Raw genomic sequence first — 23,186 nt, 5'->3', positions numbered from 1 at the left:
AATCATTGTTACGATTACTATATAGCAACTATAAGTCCATCATCAAAACAAAGACAAAATGTCACAAAAACACCAGGAATACATGTCAAAAAGTCATTTTTCTATTAAAAAGCACCCGACAAAACAACTTCTTCTAATAAAAATCAATTATAAAAACGTTTAAATATCTCAATCAATTCATTAGGCGGGATTACCTTATCCTTATAAGAATGCATTTCTTTTAATACTGTATCGATTGCCTCTCGTCTCAATCCCATTGAAAGTCCGATTTCTCTAATTTTCTCTATCTCTACCAGAGCACTTTCCTGATCAACATTCATTAGTAACACCAATCTATGAAATTGCAAAATACGCTGCGCCTCTGGTTGCAATATCTTTTTCTCTACTTTTTTCTCCATCAAATCCACTACTTCATTCTCCGACACCCCCAATTGAGAAGCAACAGCTAAAATAAACCCATATTCGTTTTCTTTTAGCTCTTTATCAGATTTAGCCAAAGCAATCATTTCTGAAAGCAAACTTAATTTTTCCCCTTTAGTATACATATTTCTTTCTTATATTAAAATCGGACTGAAAATAACAAAAACCAAGTATGCCTACCAAATACAACTTTTGCATTAACATCATTTTTACACTTCTTCTATACTCACCTGTTCAAAAGCTATAAATATTCTCTGTAATTATAAGCTAAAAAAAGTACCTTTGCGACATGGGATTAACAAATAATGACATATTCAAAAAACTACGAGTAGCGCACAAACTTAGAGATGATGATATTGTAAAGATATTAGCACTGGTAGATTTCAAGGTAACCAAAAGTGAACTAGGGGCTTTTTTCAGAAACGAGAAACACCCAAAATACAAAGAATGTGGGGATCAGATTCTTCGTAATTTTCTAAACGGACTAGTGATTCACCTTAGAGGACCTATGCCTCCAAAACCTCCTAAAAAGGATCATAAATAGCCATTAAAAAACAAAATAATTCTTACCTTAGAAGAGAAAGACATTTTAGTATACAACCCGCTCACTCAACTAAGGTACCCATGCTTACTAAACAAGAAAAAGAAATATTCAGAGAAGAATTATTCCGGCACTTAGATGGAATTGCTGTTGCTCCTATTGCCTATGCACTTTTTAAAAACGGCATTACCACACATCTATTACAATACAAAAAAACATCTATCAGCGATCTTTCTATCGCTTTCAAAGCCAACAAAGGCTATCTCAATGTAGCACTTCGTGTGATTAGCTCCCAAGGGTGGCTTACTTATTCAATTAAGGAAAATGATATCTTCATTGCCCTAAACGAGCATTCTGAGATTGCTTTTTCTCATTTCTACCTATATAAAGATGTAGTTTCCTTATTAGAATATTCCGGAAAGTTTCACCGAAGAAAATTCGAAGAAAAACCTTTTTTAAAATTAAAAGCACTTTTCGAGCAATATGAACAAAAATTCGACATTACTGACACTACCGATAAACAAACTCTCAGTATACAACATCAAATTATAAAACACATAGAAGGGATTCTAATTGGTCCTACTACTGTTCATCTCGGTATGGGAGGTATGTTTCACAAATATTTTATGGAAGCATCTTTCAGTGCAGATGAATACCACAGTGCTCCTGAGCATTTTGATGTTATATTATCTTTTTTAAGCCAATTAGGATGGTTCAAACGTCAAAACAGAAAATACACCTTCACCCCTAAAGGTCTATTCTTTGCTAAAAGAGCTACAGCCTACGGAGTAACCGTTTCTTACATTCCTATGTTCCGTCAAACTGAAGAGTTACTATTTGGTAACCCTTCCATACTCTGGAATACTGCCTCGCAGACAGAGGAGTCTCATGTAGACAGAGAAATGAATGTTTGGGGCAGTGGAGGAGCGCATGCTGCTTATTTCAAAAAAATAGATGAAATCATCATCAGCTTATTTAACAAACCTATAGAAGAACAACCCAAAGGAATTCTGGACATGGGATGCGGAAACGGAGCCTTTTTAATTCATCTGTTTGAAGTTATCGAATCCAAAACACTACGAGGAAAAATGCTGGATGATTATCCTTTATTCTTGGTCGGTGCCGACTACAACAAAACTGCATTAAAAGTGACCAGAGCCAATCTTATACAAGCAGATATTTGGGCCAAAGTCATCTGGGGAGATATTAGTGATCCTAAAGCATTAGCAAAAGATCTGAAAGAAGAATACAACATTTCTTTAAAAGACCTTCTTTCTGTAAGAACTTTTTTAGATCACAACAGAATCTGGAATCCTCCAATGCCCGCTACTAAATTAAACACCCCTAGCAGTTCTACCGGCGCATTTGCTTATAGAGGAGCCTTACTCCCTAACAACGAAGTAGAAAAAAACTTAAAGGAACATTTTAATAAATGGCGCCCCTACATTGCTCAATATGGTTTAATTGTTATCGAATTACACACGATTCCTCCTAAGATAGCTTCAAAAAATATCGGAAAAACAGTTGCAACTGCTTATGATGCAACACATGGATTTTCTGATCAATATATTCTGGAAATCGATTCTTTCCTAAAAGTAATTAATGAAATAGGGCTACGAAGTGACGAAAAACACTTCCACAGATTTCCTGATTCAGAAATTGCCACAGTAAGCATCCACTATATTCTAGGAGCATAAAAAAAGTCCGGTTGATTAGACCGGACTTTTATAGATTATTGTTCGAACACCTATTCTTTCTTAAGACGAACAGGTACTATATATTCATCATATCCTAAAGGAAGTACTCCACTTACTTTTTTATAGTTCAATCGTGCTTTTATAAAATCAACTATCTTTTCATCTTTTGTGTCAACAGAAAGAACCACAATCTCTTTATCTTTATTTAATGTAAAGGTTACTTCTGCCTTAATATCTTGCTTAATTTTAAAAGATGGGCTCTTTAATAGTTCTCCTATTTCCGCACTAACACTTCTCTTATCTTTTCCTGGTACAGTTGATGCACTCATCACTCCACTAACTACTAACGCAAAGGCTACTAATACTACTTTTAAGTTTTTCATAATTATTCGTTTTTATTATTTAATTGATGCTTATAAGACGACACTAAAAAGCGTTTTGTTACACTTAATTTCATATTTAACACTGCATTAACAAACAAAAAATGCCTTTCAGAAAAACCTGAAAGGCATTTTTTATCGTATTTAAGTACCTATTGAATACTTACGCTAATACAGCTTGTACTTTATCTGCTGCTTCCTGGAATTGTACAGCACTTTGCACATCCAATCCACTATTATCAATAAGTTCTTTTGCTATATCAGCATTTGTTCCTTGTAGTCGCACAATAATTGGTACGTTTATATCATCTCCCATATTCTTGTATGCATCAACCACTCCCTGTGCTACTCTGTCACAACGAACGATTCCTCCAAAAATATTGATTAGGATTGCTTTTACGTTCTCATCTTTAAGAATTAATCTAAACGCTTCCTCTACTCGTTTTGCATCAGCAGTTCCTCCTACATCAAGGAAGTTCGCCGGCTCTCCTCCTGCTTGCTTGATCAGGTCCATAGTTGCCATTGCCAATCCTGCTCCATTTACCATACACCCAACATTTCCATCAAGGTCCACATAATTCAATCCTACAGACTTTGCCTCTACCTCTACAGGATTTTCTTCTCTGATGTCACGCATTTCTGCATAATCTTTATGACGATACAATGCATTATCATCTAATGTCACCTTAGCATCAACCGCCATGATTTTATCATCACTGGTTTTTAATACCGGATTAATCTCAAATAAAGAAGAATCTGATTTTACATATGCTGTATATAGTGCAAATACGAATTTCGTCATTTCTTTAAAGGCTGCTCCGCTTAATCCTAAGTTAAAAGCTACACGTCTTGCCTGAAATGGAAGCAATCCTACCGCAGGATCAATCTCTTCTGTAAAAATCAGATGCGGTGTTTCTTCTGCTACTGTTTCGATATCCATTCCTCCTTCTGTAGAATACATAATCATGTTACGTCCTGTAGCACGATTAAGCAATACCGACATATAGTATTCTTCTGGCTCACTATCTCCTGGATAATATACATCTTCAGCGATTAATACCTGATGTACTTTTTTACCTTCTGCAGAAGTTTGAGGAGTTACTAAGTTCATTCCTATAATCTGTCCTGCGATTTCTTCTACTTCCTGAAGATTCTTAGCCAGTTTTACACCGCCTCCTTTTCCTCGTCCACCAGCGTGCACCTGTGCTTTTATAACATGCCATCCTGTACCAGTCTCAGCTGTTAGTTGTTTCGCAGCGGCTACTGCCTCATTCGCATTGTGGGCAACAATTCCGCGCTGAATACGTACGCCAAAGCTGCTTAATATCTCTTTACCCTGATATTCGTGTAAGTTCATAATATTATTTTTAACCTTTTAAAATAGGAGTTTCAAAAATAGGAAAAGTGAAATTACTGTCCCAATCTTTTCGATTAAAAAAGCGGGTTCTTCATATACAAGCTTCAATATCCTAAAACCTTCCTGCTGTTTTTATTCCGTAACCACAATTACGATAGCTCAAAAAACAGACAAAGAACTCCTTCCTTTCTTAAAGCCTTCTTCTATATTTTATATATTATTTTCTATTTCTATCGTTATTTTCTAAACTAGAATTGATAATTTTGCAACCTTAAATTATTAAGTAAAATGGAGAACACAGATTTATTAGCAATCGCAAAAGAACATGGGAGTCCTGTTTACGTTTATGACTCCTCAAAGATCACATCACAGTACAATCGTCTTTTCAATGCTTTTAAAAAGGTCAAACAGGTAAAACTGAATTATGCTGTAAAAGCACTTTCTAACCTTTCCATCCTTAAGCTTATGAAATCTCTTGGTGCCGGACTTGATACGGTTTCCATTCAAGAAGTAAGGTTAGGGTTATTGGCTGGTGTTGCTCCCAAAGACATTGTATTTACGCCTAATGGGGTTTCTCTCGAAGAGATTGAAGAAGTTGCTGCTATGGGAGTTCAGATTAACATAGATAATCTTTCTATCCTTGAGCAATTCGGAACAAAACACCCTAACATACCTGTTTGCATCCGAATCAATCCTCACGTAATGGCTGGAGGAAACAGTAAAATTTCTGTAGGACATATCGATAGCAAATTTGGCATTTCAATTCACCAGATTCCTCACATACTCCGAATTGTAGAAAACACAGGAATGAAAATCAACGGAGTTCATATGCACACGGGTAGTGACATTCTGGATGTAGATGTATTTTTATATGCCAGTGAAATTTTATTTGACACGGCCAAGCATTTCAAAGATTTAGATTTTATAGATTTTGGTAGCGGTTTCAAGGTTCCTTATAAAGAAGGGGATATCGAAACTAATATCGAAATATTCGGTGAGAAGCTATCAAAGCGTTTTAATGATTTCTGCAAAGAATACGGAAAACAATTAACTCTTGGATTCGAACCTGGTAAATTCTTAGTGAGCGAATCAGGGTACTTCCTAGCCAAAGTCAATGTAGTTAAGCAAACTACCTCTACTGTTTTTGCAGGAATTGACAGCGGATTCAATCACCTGATAAGACCTATGTTTTACAACGCTCATCACGAAATAATAAACGTTTCCAATCCTACTGGAAAAGAACGTTTTTATTCTGTGGTAGGATACATCTGCGAGACAGACACCTTTGCTACCAACAGAAGAATTAATGAGATTACAGAAGGAGATATTATTGCTTTTAAAAATGCCGGTGCCTACTGCTTCTCTATGGCCAGCAACTACAATTCCAGATACAGACCAGCAGAAGTACTATGGCATAATAAAAAAGCACATTTAATACGAAAAAGAGAAACTTTTGAAGACTTACTACACAACCAAGTTACTACAGATATTTTTTCTAAAGAAACAGAAAAAGCATAACAGTTGTTTTTCTTAACGAACTAACAAAAAAACCTGATAATCTATATCAGGTTTTTTTTTATTCTATTATCTTTTTTCTAAGAGATCACATCTTCATAAGGTTACGCACTAAATGCTCTAGCCCATTTAACTTCAATTCATACACAGTCTCTAATTGTTTCCCCAGAGTCCCTTTGGGCAATCCTTTATTTCTATACCAAACAATGTAATACTCTGGAAGATCTATCAAATATCTATCTTTATACTTCCCGAAAGGCATTTTTGCTTTTGCCAATTTAAGCAGGAATTCTTTTTGCGGTTCTAAAGTCATACAGGGTAGTTCTGAAGAAAATTATTTTTCGTACGCTCTATAGTACCATATTAGCGTCTTCACCTTTTCTTCCCATCTCTTTTGTGCTTCTTTATTTTTGGAATGCTCTGTTTCAATATCGTATTGCTCCTGCATATTGGTACGCATACGCTCTACGAGTTTATACATTTTATTAAGATCTCTACGAATATTTTTTCCAGGCTTGTAATCTTTTAATCTTTTGCGAAGAATTCTAGCGTGTAGTTCTGATATATCAAAATGTAATTGTTCATGATTTAATAAGTAGTCTGTTCGCTGCCCAATCTTTGCCCAAGATTGAGAAGGATAACAGAAACTATCTACCTTATAATCCAAAGCTATCTCACCTTCATCTTTTCCATAAGACCACTGATACGTTATCCCCGTAATCACCACCGCATCAAAATCACTGTTCCAGTCCGGCTCTCCCCTAAAGTCACTCCAATCTAACTTACTCTTTTCTGCATATGAGAATTTTTCGACATAACCATCATTTGGAAAAACCAAAAATAAAATAACAGCTAAGAATTTATTCATAATAACAACAATTATGCCCTGCTAAAATCACAATTTCCCTTCATTTATCTAAACAACAAATCAACACGGGGCTAGGCATTGATCAACTTTTTTTAGATATGCTTCTTTTCCTTATTTCGCAGTACGACCGCACATCAGTCTGCTCTTCAATAATCTAAATGTTTTAAAAAACGTTACTCTACAATTATTGTCATAATACTCCTATCAACTTCCATACCAATTCCATGCTATGAAATATTGATAACATTCCTTTGAATTTGTTTCGACAATAATAATAAAAAAAAAATCTATTTTATCATTATTAAATTTTAAGAAAACGTATTTTTATTCAATCTAAAATACGTTCTTTTTAGGTAAGCCCCTAAAAAATCATAATCATTATACTGAATTATTCAACTACTGTAAGTTTCAAATCATCATCAAACTTGATGATATAAGATGCTTTGTTATAATATCCTCCTAAGAGTTTTTTTGCATAATTAAACTTATTCTCCACATATTCCGTAGTTCCTTCGAATGTTGCTGCATGATATAAATCATCTGCTGTTCCCAATCTCATCAAAATATCATAAGCAATATCAAACCCTCTTACCGCAAACTTATTAGGTGCCACTCCATATTTCTTTTTGTATCGCTCTACAAAAGGAAGCTTCATCTCCTCTACATCGTATTCCTTATCAATAGAAGGGTAATGCAAATGCATTTTTGACAATTGTTCATTCTTAATATTATCATTATCGAAAGCCTTGTTCTTTTCTGTAGTAAACAGTGTCACTTTATGGCTTTCTGCCTTCGCATTCAATAACGGAATCACATTACTAATCATCGCTACATCATTAGACTCTAAAAACACCCAATTTGGCTTTTTAGCATCCAGAATTCTCGCTAAATCAACTTCATAAAGATAGTTCCCTTTTTGAATTTTAGCAATCTTTGCATTAGGAAATTTAGCAATTAATTTATTTTTCAACGCTTCATGCTTTGTTCCTCTTTGCACAATGATAATAATATTCTTATCTGTAGAGTCTTTTTCTACATACGATATCAACTTATCTTCTAGCAATTCTTTACTAGGTCTGGTTTGAAAAAAGTTTCCATATAACTTAGACTCTTTCTTAGAAGCGGGCGAAAAAACAGGCACGTCATATTTCTTTAACTCTGCTGTAACGAGCTCTACATTGCTTTGATACAATGGCCCTATAACTGCATCCATCTCATCAAAATTCGCTTCTACCATAATCTCTTTGATTCCCTTTACATTATTATCTTTCTCTGTATCAAAAACACTAAGTTCTGTAGAAATCCCTCTGGTTTTAGCTGAATCCACTGCTATCAGAATCCCACTATAGAAATCCAGAGCCACTCTCAGGCTTTGCTTTCTTTTCAGATATTCTTCTGTCTTGCTTCGGGTATTAATATCAATACTTTCCAAACTAAAAGGAAGCATTACTCCTATTTTCTTTTGTTTAAAGTTAAACAACTTACGTTCTAAGTTAATTGTCTTTCCTTCGGCATAATCAAAAGACAAGGAATCTTTTATATTTTGTTTTGGAATGGTTATCACCATACCAGCTTTTAATCCATCTTTTATATACGGATTCATTTTCATCAAAGAATCAGAAGAAATATCCAGACGTCTCACCAGACTAAACATTGTCTCTTTTGGCTGAATCTTATACAATTCAAAACCTTCTTCTAATACATCTCCATATTCTACAAAAACAGATGTCGGAACTTTAATTTCCATCCCTATAGGAAAATCCGGATCCATTTCCGGGTTCAACTGCTCTAGCTCCTCTATAGTGATTCCGTGTTTTCTAGCTATCCCAAATTTAGTATCCTTAGGCTTTACAACATAAGTAGTCACCTGAGAAACTGTTCCTACTGGGGTTCCTCCTTCATCTGTTCCAGCAGCTACAGATTCATATACAGGAATTCTAAGTTTATCTTTTTTTCGAATCCCTTCTGAATACAATCGCTTATTGTGTTTCTTTATCTCATCGATAGTCACCGAATATGCTTTTGCAATCCCTGTCAATGTTTCTTTTTTCTTGACCTTATGCGTTCTAAAACTAACAGGTGTACGTCCTGTTTCTTCTGTTACAGGAACAGATACCGTTGTTTTATCTCCTGTATCTATTCCTGTTTTTTCTGTAGAAACAATCCCTACTTTCAGGATTTGATCGATATTAATTCCATCTCTGGCTTCAGGATTTAGTTTATAGATCTCTTCGGGGGTAATCCCATATTTTTTAGAAATACTGTAAACAGTATCTCCTTCTTCTACCAAATGTGTTTTATATTCCTTATCATTTGCTACGGGTATTGCCAGAATTTCACCTTCTTTTATACCATCTTTAGCCGTCGGGTTTACCTTATAAATCACCTCTGGAGTTACATTATATCGCTTTGCTATGCGGTACACATTCTCTCCTTTGGCTACCTTATGACTTTTGTATTGCTGTGCCAATCCAACACTAGTAACAAACAACAACAATACGAACATCAACACTTTATTCATTCCCCTGTATATTTAAAAAACTTTTATATTAATCTTGATTTTTTACTCGATCATCGAGATCTAAACACTCCGAAACTCCCCTCGGAATTAAAATTCATTTCTTATGACGCCTCATACATTTGTATCGAGGTAATTTACTCAATATTATATTATTCCCACTCAATCGTCGCAGGTGGTTTTGAACTAATATCATAGACTACTCTATTAACGCCCTTGACCTTATTTATTATATCATTTGATGTTTTTTGCAGAAACTCATAAGGCAGATTAACCCAATCAGCAGTCATTCCATCTGTACTTTCTACCGCTCTAAGTGCTACACATTTTTCATAGGTTCTTTCATCTCCCATAACTCCTACACTATTCACCGGCAATAAAATCGCTCCTGCTTGCCATACCTTGTCGTACAATCCATGCTCTTTTAAACCATTGATAAATATTGCATCTACTTCCTGTAAAATCCGAACTTTCTCTGCGGTAATATCTCCTAAGATACGTATCGCTAATCCCGGTCCTGGAAAAGGATGTCTTCCCAACAACTCTTTATCTATTCCCATAGAAGCTCCAACTCTTCTCACCTCATCTTTAAACAGCATTCTCAAAGGCTCTACAACTTTTAATTTCATAAAGTCAGGTAATCCACCTACATTATGATGTGATTTTATCGTTACTGACGGTCCATTTACAGAAACAGATTCTATAACATCTGGATAAATGGTCCCTTGTGCTAACCATTTTGCGTCTGTTATCTGGTTTGATTCATCATCAAACACCTCTATAAACACACGTCCTATAATTTTCCTTTTTCCTTCCGGGTCACTTTCTCCTGCCAATGCATCCAAAAAACGTGCCGAAGCATCTACTCCTTTTACATTCAACCCCATTCCTTCGTATTGCTTTAATACCGAAGAAAATTCGTCTTTTCTAAGCAAACCGTTATTAACAAATATACAATGTAAATTACTCCCTATTGCCTTGTGCAACAAAATTGCAGCAACTGTAGAATCTACTCCTCCACTTAGTCCTAATACTACTTTATCATCTCCTAATTCCTCCTTTAAACCGGCAACAGTAGTATCCACAAAAGAATCCGGAGTCCAATTTGGTGTTACAGAAGCTATTTTTATCAGAAAATTCTCCAGCAACTGCTTTCCATCTGTAGAGTGATACACCTCGGGATGAAACTGAATTGCATAAGTTTCTTCTCCATCTATTCTATAAGCTGCATTTTCTACATCTGCTGTACTCGCCAGTCTAACGGCTCCGGTTGGCAACTCCTTAATTGTATCACTATGACTCATCCACACCTGAGAACCTATGGATATTTTTTCGAAAAACAACTCATCTTCTTTTACAAAAGAAAGATTTGCTCTACCGTATTCTCTCGTAGCAGAAGGCGCTACTTTTCCTCCACTAAAATGCGCTAGATATTGCGCTCCGTAACAAACCGCTAATAATGGCTTTTTACCTCTAATTTCTGACAAATCAGGGTGTGGTGCATCTTCACTTCTAACTGAAAACGGAGAACCGGATAAAATTACTGCTTTAAATTCGGAAACATTCTCCGGAATTTTGTGATATGGGTGGATTTCACAATAAATATTTAACTCTCTAACTCTTCTCGCAATTAACTGAGTATACTGCGATCCAAAATCTAAAATAAGTACGTTGTTTTGCATAGGCAAAAATAAAATTAAATTAAAAATTCTGAAATCTTAAACCGATATTTTTTACACTTTATTTAACCTTATCAGCGCTTCATAATTCCTCATAACTTACAGTAGTAAAAATCAGCTATTTTTCCCTCTTTTCTTAAAAAAACAAAAATCTGACGCTTTCAGAGACAAATAACAGACTTGTTTCAGGTTCTAAAAAGTTATTTATGTTAAGGTTTTCATATCGTTAAAAACACTCACCTACAAAAACATTCCATTCACCGACAGTGGTTTTCCAATAAACGAGAATCCTCTTTGGGAAGCTGTTACCCATAATATATTTGTATCAAACAACGCCTCAAAAATTAATATCATGTTTTATCAAATTTCAAATTTCGGATTCAATAACAATAACAAATTCTTCATTGCTTTAATCATTTTATTAAGCTTAAGCTATACAATCCAAGCAAATGATTCTGATGCGATTACTTATAAAATCGCCGAATTCCACAAGAAATATGAAGGAAAATATGATCTTAACATCACTGCTTCCTCTTCTGACAAAAAAGTCCCTTTATTTATCGTTTTGCCAGGTTGGGTAGGAAATAAAAAGTTTACTGATTTTAAAAATAGCTTAATTACTCCTGCTTTAGAAAATGCTAACGGAATCATTTTTAGCCCCTCTATCTCCTGGAAAAGTCATTCTGCTGCTAAATTGGAACAAATCATCAAAGACTTTATCGCCACTGCTACTCAAAACTTATCCGTAGACCCTCAAAAAATTGTATTAATCGGATATAGTAGAGGAGCTATGGAAGCCATTAACTTAATCAAGAACAACGATACAACATTCTCTGCCTTAATCATAATGGCTTCTAATTTTAAATTCAAAAATAAACTTTCGACTCCAATACATGTTATCCAGGGAACTAAAGACAAATTCTTTCCGATCTCAAAAGCGAGAAAAAATATTATCGATGCAAAATCCAAAGGATGTAACATTCTTTTTACAGAAGTTGAAACAGAAAAACACATAACACCTGCTGATTATATCAAAGATTTAAACTCAAGCATCCCATGGTTACAGAACACTATTTGGTAACACATGCTATCAGAGGCAAGTTTCGACACAATAACATCTTTGCTTATTGCACAAAAAACCACAAAAGAAAAAAGGGTACCCCACACCCTTTTTTCTTTTGCTCATTTCAGTACGTTTTTTGCGCTCTTCTCCTTCTACAATACAATATAAAAGCGTAACTTTATTACTCACTAACTAATTGATTAACAAATGAAATTATTCATCAAATTATCCCTGATTGTTATTTTAATCGGATTAATCTCTTGTGCTGACAAGAAAAAAGAAGAACAAGAAACGAAAGCTGCTATCGAAAAGGTAGAAGCTATAGAGAAAGAGCTAAATGAAGTATCTAATGACATCTTATCTAAAACAGAAGAACTTGAAAATGTTTTAAAAGACCTGGACAGCATCTAAAGCTTTCTTATTCCACACCAATTAAAATACATCTAAAAAATATCATTAATTATGAAGTTCACTAAATCAATAGTCCTATTCTCGGGATGTTTTTTTATACTAAACAGTCTGTCAATCCAAGCACAGGAAAAAACAATAGAAGCCACTCAGAAAATTACTAAAAAAGCAACGGAAGCAGAAAAAAAGGCAATCACCGATACCCAAGAGAAGATATCTGAGAAAACAAAAGAGCTTACTACCAAAACTGAAAACGTTAAAAATGCTGCTGAAAGCAAAATAAATGAAGCTGGGAATGCTGCTTCAGAAAAAATTAACAAAATCAAAGAGCAAACCGATACAAAAATCAACGACGCTGCCAATAAAACGGCAGCCATAAAAGATAAGGTTAATGCTTCTAAAGAAGAAATCACAAGAAAAAGCAAAGAAGGACTGTCGGGAAAAGCGCTAGGGTTAGCACATATCGCAGATGTCAAGACGATATTGTCTCAAAAAAAAGAACAACTAAAACAGAGCTATGCTACGCTTACTTCTGGAAAAGAAAAGCTTGCAGCCGCAAAAAACAGATTAGCCAAAGCAAAAGAGCTTACAGGAGAAGAAGCTTTAACCCCAGAAGCTATTGCTGAAAAAGAAACGACGATAAACAATGTCGCTACTAAACTAAAAGCCCTGGAAGCTTCTATTGCCAAAGGAAAAGAAATCATTAAACAGGGGAAAGAAAAATTAGAATTAATCTATCCTAAAAAACAAGGATAAAGCTCTATAATAAATCACATATTGACTGCTGCTCTAAGAAGGCAGCAGTTATTGTTTTATAACCAGGAACTCTCCCAACAAAGGATCAAGAGTCTCTTTCAACACCTTTATTAACTCTTCTCCAAACTCCAGATACAATTCAGAAAAATTAACTGTTCTTTCCTGAAGTCCATATCCTGGGAAAAGCGCATTCTGCAAGTTGGTTAAACGTACAACCTGATCACTCAACTTTCTACGCTGGGCTTTTAACAATCGTTTTTCCAAAACATCCAATCCCTTTAATTGTTTTGTCTCTTGTGCTCTTACTGCATTAGCAAAAGACACATCTGTTTCTTTTGCCAGTTCTAACATCTCCTTGAACTGTTCTTTCAAAATCAATCGTTGCGCATCAAAGTTTATATCTATATTCGATATCTGCCGAACTTTCCTATTGATCAATTCATGTTGTTTCAGAAAAAGTTCCTGATCAGTCATCGACAGTTTTTTTATTTTCTCTGCTTGTTTGGTCGTCTGAACCAATACTGAATTTCGAAGCAGCAACATTGGGAACGGAATATCTGCCTTGGCAAAATACTGCTTTAATTCTAACCAGTACGCCAACTCCCCTCCTCCGCCTATATAACATAAATTAGGCAAAATCACCTCTTGATATAATGGTCTCATGATTACATTCGGACTGAATCGTTCGGGAGCCTCTTCTACATGCTTAAGCACATCTTCTTTACTCCATCGAATAGAGGTTCCGAATACCCTATATACATGATCTTCCTTTACAATTCTTTCTCTCACCCCTTCCGACAAATAAAACAGATTAATCTCCCTGGGATTTACCTGCATTTTATACCCTTGATCCACTAATTTTCTCCCTACAGGAAGAACTGTTTCATAAGACAGTTGTTCTTCCAATTCTCTTTTTACATAAGGGATAAACATCGATTTTAACGCTTTGTCATCCCCATCAACAATAACGAGACCATAAGAAGAAAAAAGTTCATTTGCCAGATACCTTGTTGCAGCTGATAATGTATCGTGTTTTATATAGGCTGCTTCGAAAAGATTTTTTAGGTACATTGCATTTTTTCCTTTTCCAATCTCAGCAGAAAAAAACGTCAACACCTCATCCAAACCTTCAGTAGTAAAATTCCCTACAGCACCTCCTGCTTCTTTATTCCATTGGATTTTTTTTCCGAAAAGTCTAAAATAATTAATCTCATCAAAATCATGATCCTCGGTAGCCATCCAATACACAGGAACAAAATTATAAGAAGGATACTGCTTTTTTAAGGTTTCACACAGATTAATCGTAGATAAGATCTTATACAAAAAATACAAAGGTCCTGTAAACAAGTTCAGTTGATGTCCCGTGGTTACCGTAAAAGTATTACCTTCTCTTAACAGTTTTATATGCTGCAAAGTTGCCTCAGAAGTCACAACTCCATGATACTGTTTTTCTAGTGCAGTGGCCAGAATATCCCTATGCGCATCAGAAAAACGATATTGCTTCTCTTCGATCTGATCCCCAAAGTTTTCTAACGTCGGAAATCGATTATAAAACGCTTTCAGTTCGGGTTTTTGATCTAAATAATCACAAATAAAAGAAGAAAAGTAATGGGTATCTCTAAATGGAATACTGGTACAAGGCATAAATTTTTTTTTGGGTTCTAAAGATACGGCAGATTACATTTTCAAATCCTAAAATTTAGTTAATACAAAATATATCCTAATTTTAAGGCAGTATTTTACCGATCTAAAATTCTATTAATGAAAAAAATATTATCATTTTTCTTAGTCGTTTCTGTTTGTATTTCTTACGCTCAGAACAAGATACAATCGCCACAGGATTTTCTTGGATATGAAATAGGGAGTCAATTTACACGCCACGCTAATGTCATCAACTACTTTGAGTACGTGGCAAACAACTCTCCATTAGTCACATATCACACATATGGTGCCACCAATGAGCGAAGACCGCTAACTTATGCTGTTATATCCAGTGAGCAAAACATCCAAAATCTGGAAAAAATAAGAACAAGTCACTTACAGAACACGGAACACTCCAATACTTATACAGTTCCTGAAATCGCTATTGTTTGGCTAAGCTACAATGTACATGGTAATGAAGCCTCCAGTACGGAAGCAGCGATGATTACGTTGTATGAATTGATTACTAAAAAAAAGGAATGGCTGCAGAACACTGTAGTTATTATAGATCCTTGTTTAAATCCAGATGGAAGAGACCGATATGTTAATTGGTATAATCAGGTAAAGAGCACTCCATTTAATACAAATCAAGATGCTTCAGAACATCACGAACCCTGGCCAGGAGGAAGACCTAATCACTATTTGTTTGACCTAAATCGCGATTGGGCATGGGCTTCACAGGTAGAATCCTCTCAGCGTCTCGCTATCTATAATCAATGGTTACCTCATATACATGTTGACTTTCATGAACAGGGAATTAACGAACCATATTATTTTGCTCCTGCAGCAGAGCCATTTCATGAGATCATTTCTCCATGGCAAAGAGAATTCCAAACACAAATTGGTCAGAATCACGCTACTTATTTTGATAAAGAAGGCTGGCTTTATTTTACTCGGGAACGTTTTGACCTTCTATATCCTAGCTATGGAGACACCTACCCTACCTTTATGGGGGCTATAGGTATGACCTATGAACAAGCAGGTCACGGAAGAGCCGGCTTAGGTATTCAAACAGACGAAGGGTATATATTAACCTTAAAAGATCGGGCACTTCATCATACGACTACCGGCTTATCTACTGTAGAGATATCTTCTAAAAATGCTTCCAAGCTCAATAAAGAATTTAGAAAATTCTTTGACAATACCTCATTAAAATACAAAAGCTATGTACTTAATGGAGCTGAAGATAAACTAAAATCATTAACAAAACTATTAGACAAACACCAAATTGAATACGGATATACAACATTAGAAAAGGTCAAAGGGTACCTGTATTCAACCAATAAACAAGGAAGCATTAATACTAAAGGAGCTCTGGTTGTAAATACGAATCAACCCAAAGGAAAAATGATCAAGGTTCTTTTCGAACCCAATGCATTACTCACCAACCCTCTGACGTATGATATTACTGCCTGGAGCATCCCATATGCTTATGGTTTAGATGCTGTCGCTTCGACTACACTTATTCCCCATAGTCCTAAAAATACGACATCCATACACAATACTCCTTCCCCATCAGCCGCGGGATACATTAGCAAATGGAATAGCTTACAAGACGCTTCTTTCTTAAGTGATTTACTGCAAAATGGAATTAAAGTGCGTTTCAGTGAAAAAGACTTCACGAATAACAACATTTTTTTTAAAAAAGGAAGCCTCATCATCACGAAAAGCGACAATAAAAACCTTAGCAACTATGACGAGGTAGTTACGTCCTTGGCAAACAAACATCAAAGAAAACTTCATAATGCAATAACAAGTTTCGCTAATCAAGGAGTTGACTTTGGCTCTCCGGATGTAAAACTAATTAACAAAGCAAAAATTGCAGTCTTAAAAGGAAAACGCACCTCTTCATTAAACTACGGAGAAATCTGGCATTTTTTTGAACAACAGCTCCACTATCCTATTACGGCTATTGATACAGATTATTTTAAACAAACTGATCTTCGTCAATACGATATTTTAATACTACCCAATGGTTATTACGGTGCATATTTTGACAAAAACACAAAAGAGAAATTACAACAATGGATCGCTTCTGGAGGAAAAGTAATTGCTATTTCTAACGCTATGGAAATTTTCTCTAACCAAAAAGGGTATGATCTAACACCTCATAGTGCTAAAAAATCAAAAGATACTTTAGGAAACTTAATTCCATACGACCAAAGAGAAAAAGAAAGTGTAACTAATTTTATAACAGGAAGCATTTTCAAAACAAAAATAGATACATCACACCCTATGGCTTTTGGTTACCCAGACACTTATTTTAGTCTAAAACTAGGTAAAGACTCCTATAAACTCTTACAAAAAGGATATAATGTATCCTATATAAAAACGCCAGAGAACGTTTCCGGGTTTGCCGGTAAAGAAGCTTTAAACGGTCTAAAAAACTCTCTGGTCTTTGGGGAGTGCCGATTAGGAAATGGTAGTATTATTTACATGGTAGACAATCCTCTTTTCAGATCATTTTGGGAAAATGGGAAACTATTTTTCGTCAATGCTGTTTTTTTTACCAATAACCATAAATTCAGAATCTAATTACATCAATCTACAACCCATGCATCAAAAAAAAACAACTCAATTTCTCAAGTCCTTTTGCTTATGCTTTCTGCTGTTAGCAATAGGATGCCAGGAAACGACTAAAAAAGAAGAACCTGTGAAATCAGATACTACTAAAACAAGTAACAATATCTTGCTACAAGAATGGGAAGGACCTTACGGAGGAATTCCTGCGTTTGACAAAATGAAACTTGCTGATATCATCCCGGCAATGCGACAGGGAATGAAGTCTCAACTAGAAGAAATAGATATTATCACTTCTAACAAAGAACTTCCTTCTTTCGAGAACACCATTATTCCATATGAAAAAGCAGGATCTGAATTAAATCGAGTACAGACATATTACAGTATCTTAAGCAGTAACCTTTCCTCTCCTGAGTTTAGAGAAATCCAAGGAAAACTCGCTCCTGAGCTTTCTGATTTTTATTCTAAAATTTCTCAAAACAGTCTCTTATTTGAACGAATAAAAACAGTGTTTGAGGAAGCTCAAAAAAAACCTTTAGAAGCAGATAAACAGCGTCTTCTTCAATTAATATACACCAATTTTGCAATGAATGGAGCAGAATTGAACAATGATAAAAAAGCGAGATACGCCGCCATTAATAAGGAACTTTCTTCCCTATACACTACCTTCTCTAATAATGTATTAGCAGATGAAGAAAATTATATCACCTACTTATCGAAAGATCAGTTAGGGGGACTTTCTGAGAGTATGATTAAGGCTGCTGCAAAAATTGCCAGTGACAACGGAAAAGAAGGAGCATACGCTATAACTAATACTCGGTCTTCGATGTCTCCTTTTCTTACGTATTCTACCGAAAGAGAAATCCGAGAAAAAGTATGGAAAAACTATTACTCCAGAGGAGATAATGGCGATACATTCGATAACAAAGAGATTATCAAAAAAATCCTAACATTGAGAAAAGAACGGGTTCAATTACTAGGGTTTGATAATTATGCTGCATGGCGATTGCAAAACCGAATGGCAAAAACGCCGGAAAATGCCATGGAATTAATGAATGCCGTCTGGCCTGCTGCTATTGCCAGAGTAAAAGAAGAAGTACACGATATGCAAAATGTTGCTGACACCAATGGAGATAATTTAAAAATAGCCCCTTGGGATTACCGATATTATGCAGAAAAGGTTCGAAAAAAGAAATACGACTTGGATTCTGACGAAGTAAAACAATATCTACAACTCAATAAACTAACACAGGCATTATTTTATGTAGCAGGAGAACTATTCAATTATGATTTCACTCCTGTGCCAGAAGGGAGTGTTCCTGTATTCCATGAAGATGTCAAAGTATGGGATGTTACGGACCGATCTACCAAAGCACATATTGGTCTTTGGTATTTAGACCCTTTTGCCAGACCAGGGAAAAGATCAGGAGCCTGGGCGACAACCTATAGAAGTCATACTACCTTTGATGGAAAAAAAACAGTACTTGCTTCTAATAATTCCAATTTCGTAAAACCTGCTCCTGGAGAACCTGTATTAGTATCCTGGGATGATGCTACTACTTTCTTCCATGAATTTGGGCATGCATTACACTTCTTTTCCTCTAATGTAAAGTACCCTACACTAAACAGCGGAGTAAGAGACTATACTGAATTCCAATCTCAACTTTTGGAACGATGGCTATCTACCGACAACGTTATCAACAAATTCCTTGTTCATCACAAAACCGGAGAACCTATTCCTGGACATTTAGTAAACAAAATAAAGAAAGCCGCAACCTTTAATCAAGGATTTGCGACAACGGAATATCTCGCTTCTGCTTTAATGGATATGAAACTTCATCTGGCAGATCCTTCAAATATCGACATTACTACTTTTGAAAAAGAGACACTAAAAGAATTAAAAATGCCTAAGGAATTGGTAATGCGTCACAGAACACCTCACTTCGGGCATGTATTTTCTGGAGAAGGGTACGCTACAGCGTATTATGGTTATATGTGGGCTGATGTTCTTACTTCTGATGCTGCAGAAGCATTTGGAGAAGCACCTGGAGGTTTCTACGATAAAGAACTAGCTTCTAAACTCGTTACACATCTATTTTCTCCGAGAAATGCGGTGGACCCCGCAGAAGCTTATAAACAATTCCGAGGAAGAGACGCAACTATTGAAGCATTGATGAAAGACCGCGGATTTCCTATCCCTAAAAAATAATTTCAACACTCCCTTTTCAACAAAAAAAGGGAGTATCCTTTTTAAAAAATCATAAAATTTCTCAATCATGAAAACAACTCGTTATTTACTGATTGCTCTTATCTTTACAACCATCACAACAAGTTGTAAAAAGGAGATTTCTGAAGAAAAAAAAACTCCCACCAGTGAAGAATCCACCTCCAAAGATTTCAATATAGACTACGAAACTTTTTCTTTGGATAACGGGCTTCAGGTAATATTCCACATTGATCGATCTGATCCTGTTGTGGCAGTAGCATTAACCGCTCATGTAGGCTCTGCACGGGAGAAAAAAGGGAGAACTGGTTTCGCTCATCTCTTTGAACATCTTCTGTTTTTGGAGTCTGAAAACCTGGGAAAAGGAGGACTTGATCAAATGAGCGCTCGAATTGGAGGATCAGGAGCCAATGGATCCACCAGCAGAGATCGCACCAATTATTACCAAACTGTCCCCAAAGATGCATTGGAAAAAATGATCTGGGCAGAAGCGGATAAGCTTGGATATTTTATCAATACAGTTACAGAGCCTGTTCTGGCTAAGGAAAAACAAGTAGTAAAAAATGAAAAACGCCAAAACGTTGACAACCGCCCTTACGGTCACGAATCATACGTGATTGACAAATACCTATATCCAGAAGGGCATCCGTACAACTGGCAGGTAATCGGTTCTCTAGAAGACCTGCAAAACGCCACCCTACAAGATGTAAAAGATTTTTATAACAAATGGTATACTCCTAATAATGTTACCCTGACAATTGCTGGAGATTTTGATAGTAAACAAGCAAAAGAATGGGTTCATAAATATTTCGATGAGATTAAAAGAGGTGAAGATATCGCTCCCTTAGAAAAACGTCCTGTTACATTAACAGCTACTAAAAGGTTATATTACGAGGACAACTTCGCTAAATTACCACAGTTAGGCCTAACCTGGCCATCTGTACCTCAATATCATCCAGATGCTTATCCCCTTCGGGTACTGGCCACTTACCTGTCTGAGGGGAAAAAAGCTCCTTTTTACAAAATTCTCGTCGAACAAAAACAGCTCACCTCCGCGGTCAACATGTATAATGAAACTTCTGAATTAGCCGGGCAGTATTCTGTATCTGTCAGAGGTTTTAACAATATAAACCTGAATCAGGTGAATGATGCCATTACGGAAGCATTTCTTCTTTTTGAGAAAGAAGGTATCTCAGAGGAGAGTCTCAACAGAATTAAAGCTGGTCAGGAAACCACCTTTTACAATAGACTGTCTAGTGTTCTGGGGAAAGGTTTTCAATTAGCACAATACCAAATCTTTGCTAAAGATCCTGGGTTTATCAATAAAGATATTAAAAACATTTTAGCTGTCACAACAGAAGATGTCATAAGGGTTTATAATCAATACATAAAAAACAAACCTCATATTGCTACCAGTTTTGTACCTCTGAGACAACGTAATTTAGCCTTAAAAGACTCCAAACTTGCAGCAGTTACAGAAGAAAAAATAATTGCAGGAGCAGAAGATGCTTTTGACCCTACCCTTACTGCTTCTTATGAAAAAACGCCATCTTCATTTGACCGATCTATAGAACCCCCATATGGAGCTACTCCCGAAATTATTGTTCCTCAGGTATGGGAAGATAACCTAACATCTGGATTAAAGGTATACGGAATAGAAACCTCAGAGGTTCCATTGGTTGCTTTTTATATGAATATAAAAGGAGGGCTTCTATTAGAAGACAAAACAAAAACCGGAGTCTCTAATCTTCTTGCTGAACTTCTCAGCAAAGGGACAAAAAACAAAACACCTGAAGCATTAGAAAATGCCATCGAAAGCCTTGGCGCCAATATCAATATATATGCTAGAGATGAAGCAATAGTCATTAGTGGAAGTACCTTATCCCGGAATTACACAAAGACTATGAAACTTATTCAGGAAATTATTCTGGAACCCAGATGGGACGAAAAAGAATTATCACTGATTAAACAAAGTACATTGAGCGACATTCAACAGTTCAAAGCGATTCCCCGAAGTGTTGCCGCCAATCAATATGCAAAGTTAATTTATGGAGAAAATCATATCTTATCTTTTAACAATCTGGGAACTGAGGAATCCGTTTCTTTGATAACAATGGAAGATCTAAAAACGTATTATCAAAAAAACATCTCTCCTTCGATCACTACACTTCATGTAGTAGGAGATATTTCTAAAGCACAGGTAAATTCTTCTATGGTTGACCTAAATAAACAGTGGAAACCTAAAGAGGTTATATTCCCTGAAATCAAGGCTCCTAAAAAAATAGAAAAACCTGCTATCTATTTCTATGATATTCCTGGAGCCAAGCAATCGGTATTGAGATTTGGTGCTCCTGCACTGGCACAAACTGATAAGGACTACTTCCCTGCTACTATCATGAATTACCGTTTCGGAGGAGGGGGGTTTGCTTCAGAATTAACTCAGCAATTAAGAGAAGGCAAAGGATATACTTATGGAATATTTTCTCAATTCTCTGGCAGTACAATCCCAGGTCCTTTTACCATTACCAGTGGAGTACGATCTAATGTAACTTATGAGTCCAGTAAATTAATCCGAGAAATTATGAATAGCTATGGTAATAAATATAGTACAGAAGATCTTAATATCACTAAAAGCTTCTTAACAAAGAGTAATGCCAGAGCATTTGAAACGCTCACGGATAAATTAGAGATGCTTACTAATATCAGCTTATATAATTTCCCTTACGATTATGTAAAGAAGAGAGAACAGATTGTACAAAATATCACAGTAGAAGATATAAAACTATTAGCAAACACCTACCTAAATGGCGATAAAATGCTCTACCTGATAGTAGGAGATGCCAAAACACAATTAAAGCCATTGGAAAAACTTGGTTTAGGGACACCTGTCTTGCTTAACAAAACTCCAAAGAAATAGAAATAAATTTCTAACAATAAAAAAGGTGCTGACATAGCACCTTTTTTTATTCGTCACCCCCCTTACTATTAACTAATTTCTCTTCTGGCAGACTTCAACACTTACACACACCTCTAAGAAAATAACCATTTCTTATACGAAATACTCCTTTTTTGCAGTTTACTATAAATACCAACTTTTATAGCATTACATGTTTAATATTCATAGCATACCCAATGACATCTATTTCTCAGTATATACAAGGTATACAAGACAAAGACAGAATTGAAGACTGTAATACATTACTTTCCTTAATGGAATTTATCACTGAAGATCCCCCAAAATTATGGGAACATCATATAATTGGATTTGGAGTCACTACATATAACCACAAAGATGGTTCGGAGATCTCTCAATTCAAAACTGGTTTTTCTTATCACTCCCCTTATATTCGGATTTATATTCTTTCTGGATTACACAACTACCCAGGTTTACTTTCTGATTTAGGAAAGCACAAGAGAGGAAAACACTGCTTATACATCAAGCAAATAAGTGATATCAACATAGCTATTTTACAACAGCTCATCACCGTATCTTATCACAATAGTTTTTCTTATAAAAAAAGGCTTCCCTATTGAAGCCT

General features: G+C 35.7%; 18 protein-coding genes. 10 read left to right on the top strand and 8 right to left on the bottom strand.

What is annotated here, in order from left to right:
• Positions 1 to 143: 143 nt before the first annotated feature.
• Complete coding sequence (locus tag ACFSTE_RS10285) at positions 144 to 545, bottom strand: TerB family tellurite resistance protein (protein ID WP_378256470.1); 402 nt, start codon at positions 543 to 545, stop codon at positions 144 to 146.
• 164 nt (positions 546 to 709) lie between these two features.
• On the opposite strand from ACFSTE_RS10285, the gene ACFSTE_RS10280 reads away from it, so the two are divergent.
• On the top strand, positions 710 to 964 hold the full coding sequence (locus ACFSTE_RS10280) for a DUF1456 family protein (RefSeq protein ID WP_176029203.1): 255 nt from the start codon (positions 710 to 712) through the stop codon (positions 962 to 964).
• An 80-nt stretch (positions 965 to 1,044) separates the two neighbouring features.
• Positions 1,045 to 2,658: a class I SAM-dependent methyltransferase gene (locus tag ACFSTE_RS10275; protein WP_378256471.1), complete on the top strand. Its 1,614-nt coding sequence runs from the start codon at positions 1,045 to 1,047 to the stop codon at positions 2,656 to 2,658.
• A gap of 50 nt (positions 2,659 to 2,708) precedes the next feature.
• Here ACFSTE_RS10275 and ACFSTE_RS10270 read toward each other — a convergent pair whose 3' ends face one another.
• Positions 2,709 to 3,041 carry a hypothetical protein gene (locus tag ACFSTE_RS10270; protein ID WP_176029201.1) on the bottom strand — a complete coding sequence of 111 codons (333 nt, stop codon included), beginning with the start codon at positions 3,039 to 3,041 and terminating at the stop codon, positions 2,709 to 2,711.
• 160 nt (positions 3,042 to 3,201) lie between these two features.
• Complete coding sequence (gene sucC, locus ACFSTE_RS10265) at positions 3,202 to 4,395, bottom strand: ADP-forming succinate--CoA ligase subunit beta (protein WP_176029200.1); 1,194 nt, start codon at positions 4,393 to 4,395, stop codon at positions 3,202 to 3,204.
• Between the two features lie 288 nt (positions 4,396 to 4,683).
• Here sucC and lysA point away from each other — a divergent pair, with 288 nt between their 5' ends.
• Positions 4,684 to 5,913: a diaminopimelate decarboxylase gene (gene lysA, locus ACFSTE_RS10260; RefSeq protein ID WP_176029199.1), complete on the top strand. Its 1,230-nt coding sequence runs from the start codon at positions 4,684 to 4,686 to the stop codon at positions 5,911 to 5,913.
• Positions 5,914 to 5,998: 85 nt separating this feature from the next.
• Here the strand turns inward: lysA and ACFSTE_RS10255 are convergent, their stop codons facing one another.
• The 4 genes from ACFSTE_RS10255 to guaA form a co-directional block, all read right to left on the bottom strand.
• Entirely contained in the window at positions 5,999 to 6,223 is a 225-nt protein-coding gene (locus tag ACFSTE_RS10255) for a DUF3820 family protein (RefSeq protein WP_176029198.1), read from the bottom strand.
• 21 nt (positions 6,224 to 6,244) lie between these two features.
• On the bottom strand, positions 6,245 to 6,778 hold the full coding sequence (locus tag ACFSTE_RS10250) for a DUF922 domain-containing protein (protein ID WP_176029197.1): 534 nt from the start codon (positions 6,776 to 6,778) through the stop codon (positions 6,245 to 6,247).
• A gap of 388 nt (positions 6,779 to 7,166) precedes the next feature.
• The gene (locus tag ACFSTE_RS10245) at positions 7,167 to 9,299 is read right to left on the bottom strand and encodes a LysM peptidoglycan-binding domain-containing protein (protein ID WP_378256473.1); all 2,133 of its coding nucleotides are present in this window, start codon (positions 9,297 to 9,299) and stop codon (positions 7,167 to 7,169) included.
• Between the two features lie 149 nt (positions 9,300 to 9,448).
• Positions 9,449 to 10,978: a glutamine-hydrolyzing GMP synthase gene (gene guaA, locus ACFSTE_RS10240; protein ID WP_378256475.1), complete on the bottom strand. Its 1,530-nt coding sequence runs from the start codon at positions 10,976 to 10,978 to the stop codon at positions 9,449 to 9,451.
• Positions 10,979 to 11,327: 349 nt separating this feature from the next.
• On the opposite strand from guaA, the gene ACFSTE_RS10235 reads away from it, so the two are divergent.
• The 3 genes from ACFSTE_RS10235 (at position 11,328) to ACFSTE_RS10225 (ending at position 13,202) form a co-directional block, all read left to right on the top strand.
• Positions 11,328 to 12,056, top strand: coding sequence for a dienelactone hydrolase family protein (locus ACFSTE_RS10235; protein ID WP_378256477.1), 729 nt, complete (start codon positions 11,328 to 11,330; stop codon positions 12,054 to 12,056).
• A gap of 189 nt (positions 12,057 to 12,245) precedes the next feature.
• Positions 12,246 to 12,449, top strand: a complete 204-nt coding sequence (locus ACFSTE_RS10230; protein WP_378256479.1) for a hypothetical protein — start codon at positions 12,246 to 12,248, stop codon at positions 12,447 to 12,449.
• A gap of 51 nt (positions 12,450 to 12,500) precedes the next feature.
• Complete coding sequence (locus tag ACFSTE_RS10225) at positions 12,501 to 13,202, top strand: hypothetical protein (RefSeq protein ID WP_378256480.1); 702 nt, start codon at positions 12,501 to 12,503, stop codon at positions 13,200 to 13,202.
• A gap of 48 nt (positions 13,203 to 13,250) precedes the next feature.
• On the opposite strand, the gene bshC is transcribed toward ACFSTE_RS10225, so the two are convergent.
• Complete coding sequence (bshC, locus tag ACFSTE_RS10220; RefSeq protein WP_378256482.1) at positions 13,251 to 14,846, bottom strand: bacillithiol biosynthesis cysteine-adding enzyme BshC; 1,596 nt, start codon at positions 14,844 to 14,846, stop codon at positions 13,251 to 13,253.
• Positions 14,847 to 14,963: 117 nt separating this feature from the next.
• Here bshC and ACFSTE_RS10215 point away from each other — a divergent pair, with 117 nt between their 5' ends.
• The 4 genes from ACFSTE_RS10215 to ACFSTE_RS10200 all read left to right on the top strand — a co-directional run bounded on the left by ACFSTE_RS10215 (position 14,964) and on the right by ACFSTE_RS10200 (position 23,181).
• Positions 14,964 to 17,438 carry a M14 family metallopeptidase gene (locus tag ACFSTE_RS10215; RefSeq protein ID WP_378256484.1) on the top strand — a complete coding sequence of 825 codons (2,475 nt, stop codon included), beginning with the start codon at positions 14,964 to 14,966 and terminating at the stop codon, positions 17,436 to 17,438.
• 19 nt (positions 17,439 to 17,457) lie between these two features.
• Positions 17,458 to 19,632: a M3 family metallopeptidase gene (locus ACFSTE_RS10210; protein WP_378258933.1), complete on the top strand. Its 2,175-nt coding sequence runs from the start codon at positions 17,458 to 17,460 to the stop codon at positions 19,630 to 19,632.
• 67 nt (positions 19,633 to 19,699) lie between these two features.
• On the top strand, positions 19,700 to 22,564 hold the full coding sequence (locus tag ACFSTE_RS10205; protein ID WP_378256486.1) for a M16 family metallopeptidase: 2,865 nt from the start codon (positions 19,700 to 19,702) through the stop codon (positions 22,562 to 22,564).
• Between the two features lie 215 nt (positions 22,565 to 22,779).
• Entirely contained in the window at positions 22,780 to 23,181 is a 402-nt protein-coding gene (locus ACFSTE_RS10200) for a DUF1801 domain-containing protein (RefSeq protein WP_378256488.1), read from the top strand.
• Positions 23,182 to 23,186 lie beyond the last annotated feature (5 nt).

It is taken from the genome of Aquimarina hainanensis (assembly GCF_042684685.1).
Taxonomy (GTDB): domain Bacteria; phylum Bacteroidota; class Bacteroidia; order Flavobacteriales; family Flavobacteriaceae; genus Aquimarina; species Aquimarina hainanensis.
Note: the sequence above shows the minus strand (reverse complement) of the source record. Positions and strands in the feature narration are given on the sequence as shown.

Bases quoted from the DNA above. Each gene is read 5' to 3' on its own strand.
- ACFSTE_RS10285 (WP_378256470.1), bottom strand. From the start codon at position 545: ATGTATACTAAAGGGGAAAAATTAAGTTTGCTTTCAGAAATGATTGCT.
- ACFSTE_RS10280 (WP_176029203.1), top strand. From the start codon at position 710: ATGGGATTAACAAATAATGACATATTCAAAAAACTACGAGTAGCGCAC.
- ACFSTE_RS10275 (WP_378256471.1), top strand. From the start codon at position 1,045: ATGCTTACTAAACAAGAAAAAGAAATATTCAGAGAAGAATTATTCCGG.
- ACFSTE_RS10270 (WP_176029201.1), bottom strand. From the start codon at position 3,041: ATGAAAAACTTAAAAGTAGTATTAGTAGCCTTTGCGTTAGTAGTTAGT.
- sucC (WP_176029200.1), bottom strand. From the start codon at position 4,395: ATGAACTTACACGAATATCAGGGTAAAGAGATATTAAGCAGCTTTGGC.
- lysA (WP_176029199.1), top strand. From the start codon at position 4,684: ATGGAGAACACAGATTTATTAGCAATCGCAAAAGAACATGGGAGTCCT.
- ACFSTE_RS10255 (WP_176029198.1), bottom strand. From the start codon at position 6,223: ATGACTTTAGAACCGCAAAAAGAATTCCTGCTTAAATTGGCAAAAGCA.
- ACFSTE_RS10250 (WP_176029197.1), bottom strand. From the start codon at position 6,778: ATGAATAAATTCTTAGCTGTTATTTTATTTTTGGTTTTTCCAAATGAT.
- ACFSTE_RS10245 (WP_378256473.1), bottom strand. From the start codon at position 9,299: ATGAATAAAGTGTTGATGTTCGTATTGTTGTTGTTTGTTACTAGTGTT.
- guaA (WP_378256475.1), bottom strand. From the start codon at position 10,978: ATGCAAAACAACGTACTTATTTTAGATTTTGGATCGCAGTATACTCAG.
- ACFSTE_RS10235 (WP_378256477.1), top strand. From the start codon at position 11,328: ATGTTTTATCAAATTTCAAATTTCGGATTCAATAACAATAACAAATTC.
- ACFSTE_RS10230 (WP_378256479.1), top strand. From the start codon at position 12,246: ATGAAATTATTCATCAAATTATCCCTGATTGTTATTTTAATCGGATTA.
- ACFSTE_RS10225 (WP_378256480.1), top strand. From the start codon at position 12,501: ATGAAGTTCACTAAATCAATAGTCCTATTCTCGGGATGTTTTTTTATA.
- bshC (WP_378256482.1), bottom strand. From the start codon at position 14,846: ATGCCTTGTACCAGTATTCCATTTAGAGATACCCATTACTTTTCTTCT.
- ACFSTE_RS10215 (WP_378256484.1), top strand. From the start codon at position 14,964: ATGAAAAAAATATTATCATTTTTCTTAGTCGTTTCTGTTTGTATTTCT.
- ACFSTE_RS10210 (WP_378258933.1), top strand. From the start codon at position 17,458: ATGCATCAAAAAAAAACAACTCAATTTCTCAAGTCCTTTTGCTTATGC.
- ACFSTE_RS10205 (WP_378256486.1), top strand. From the start codon at position 19,700: ATGAAAACAACTCGTTATTTACTGATTGCTCTTATCTTTACAACCATC.
- ACFSTE_RS10200 (WP_378256488.1), top strand. From the start codon at position 22,780: ATGACATCTATTTCTCAGTATATACAAGGTATACAAGACAAAGACAGA.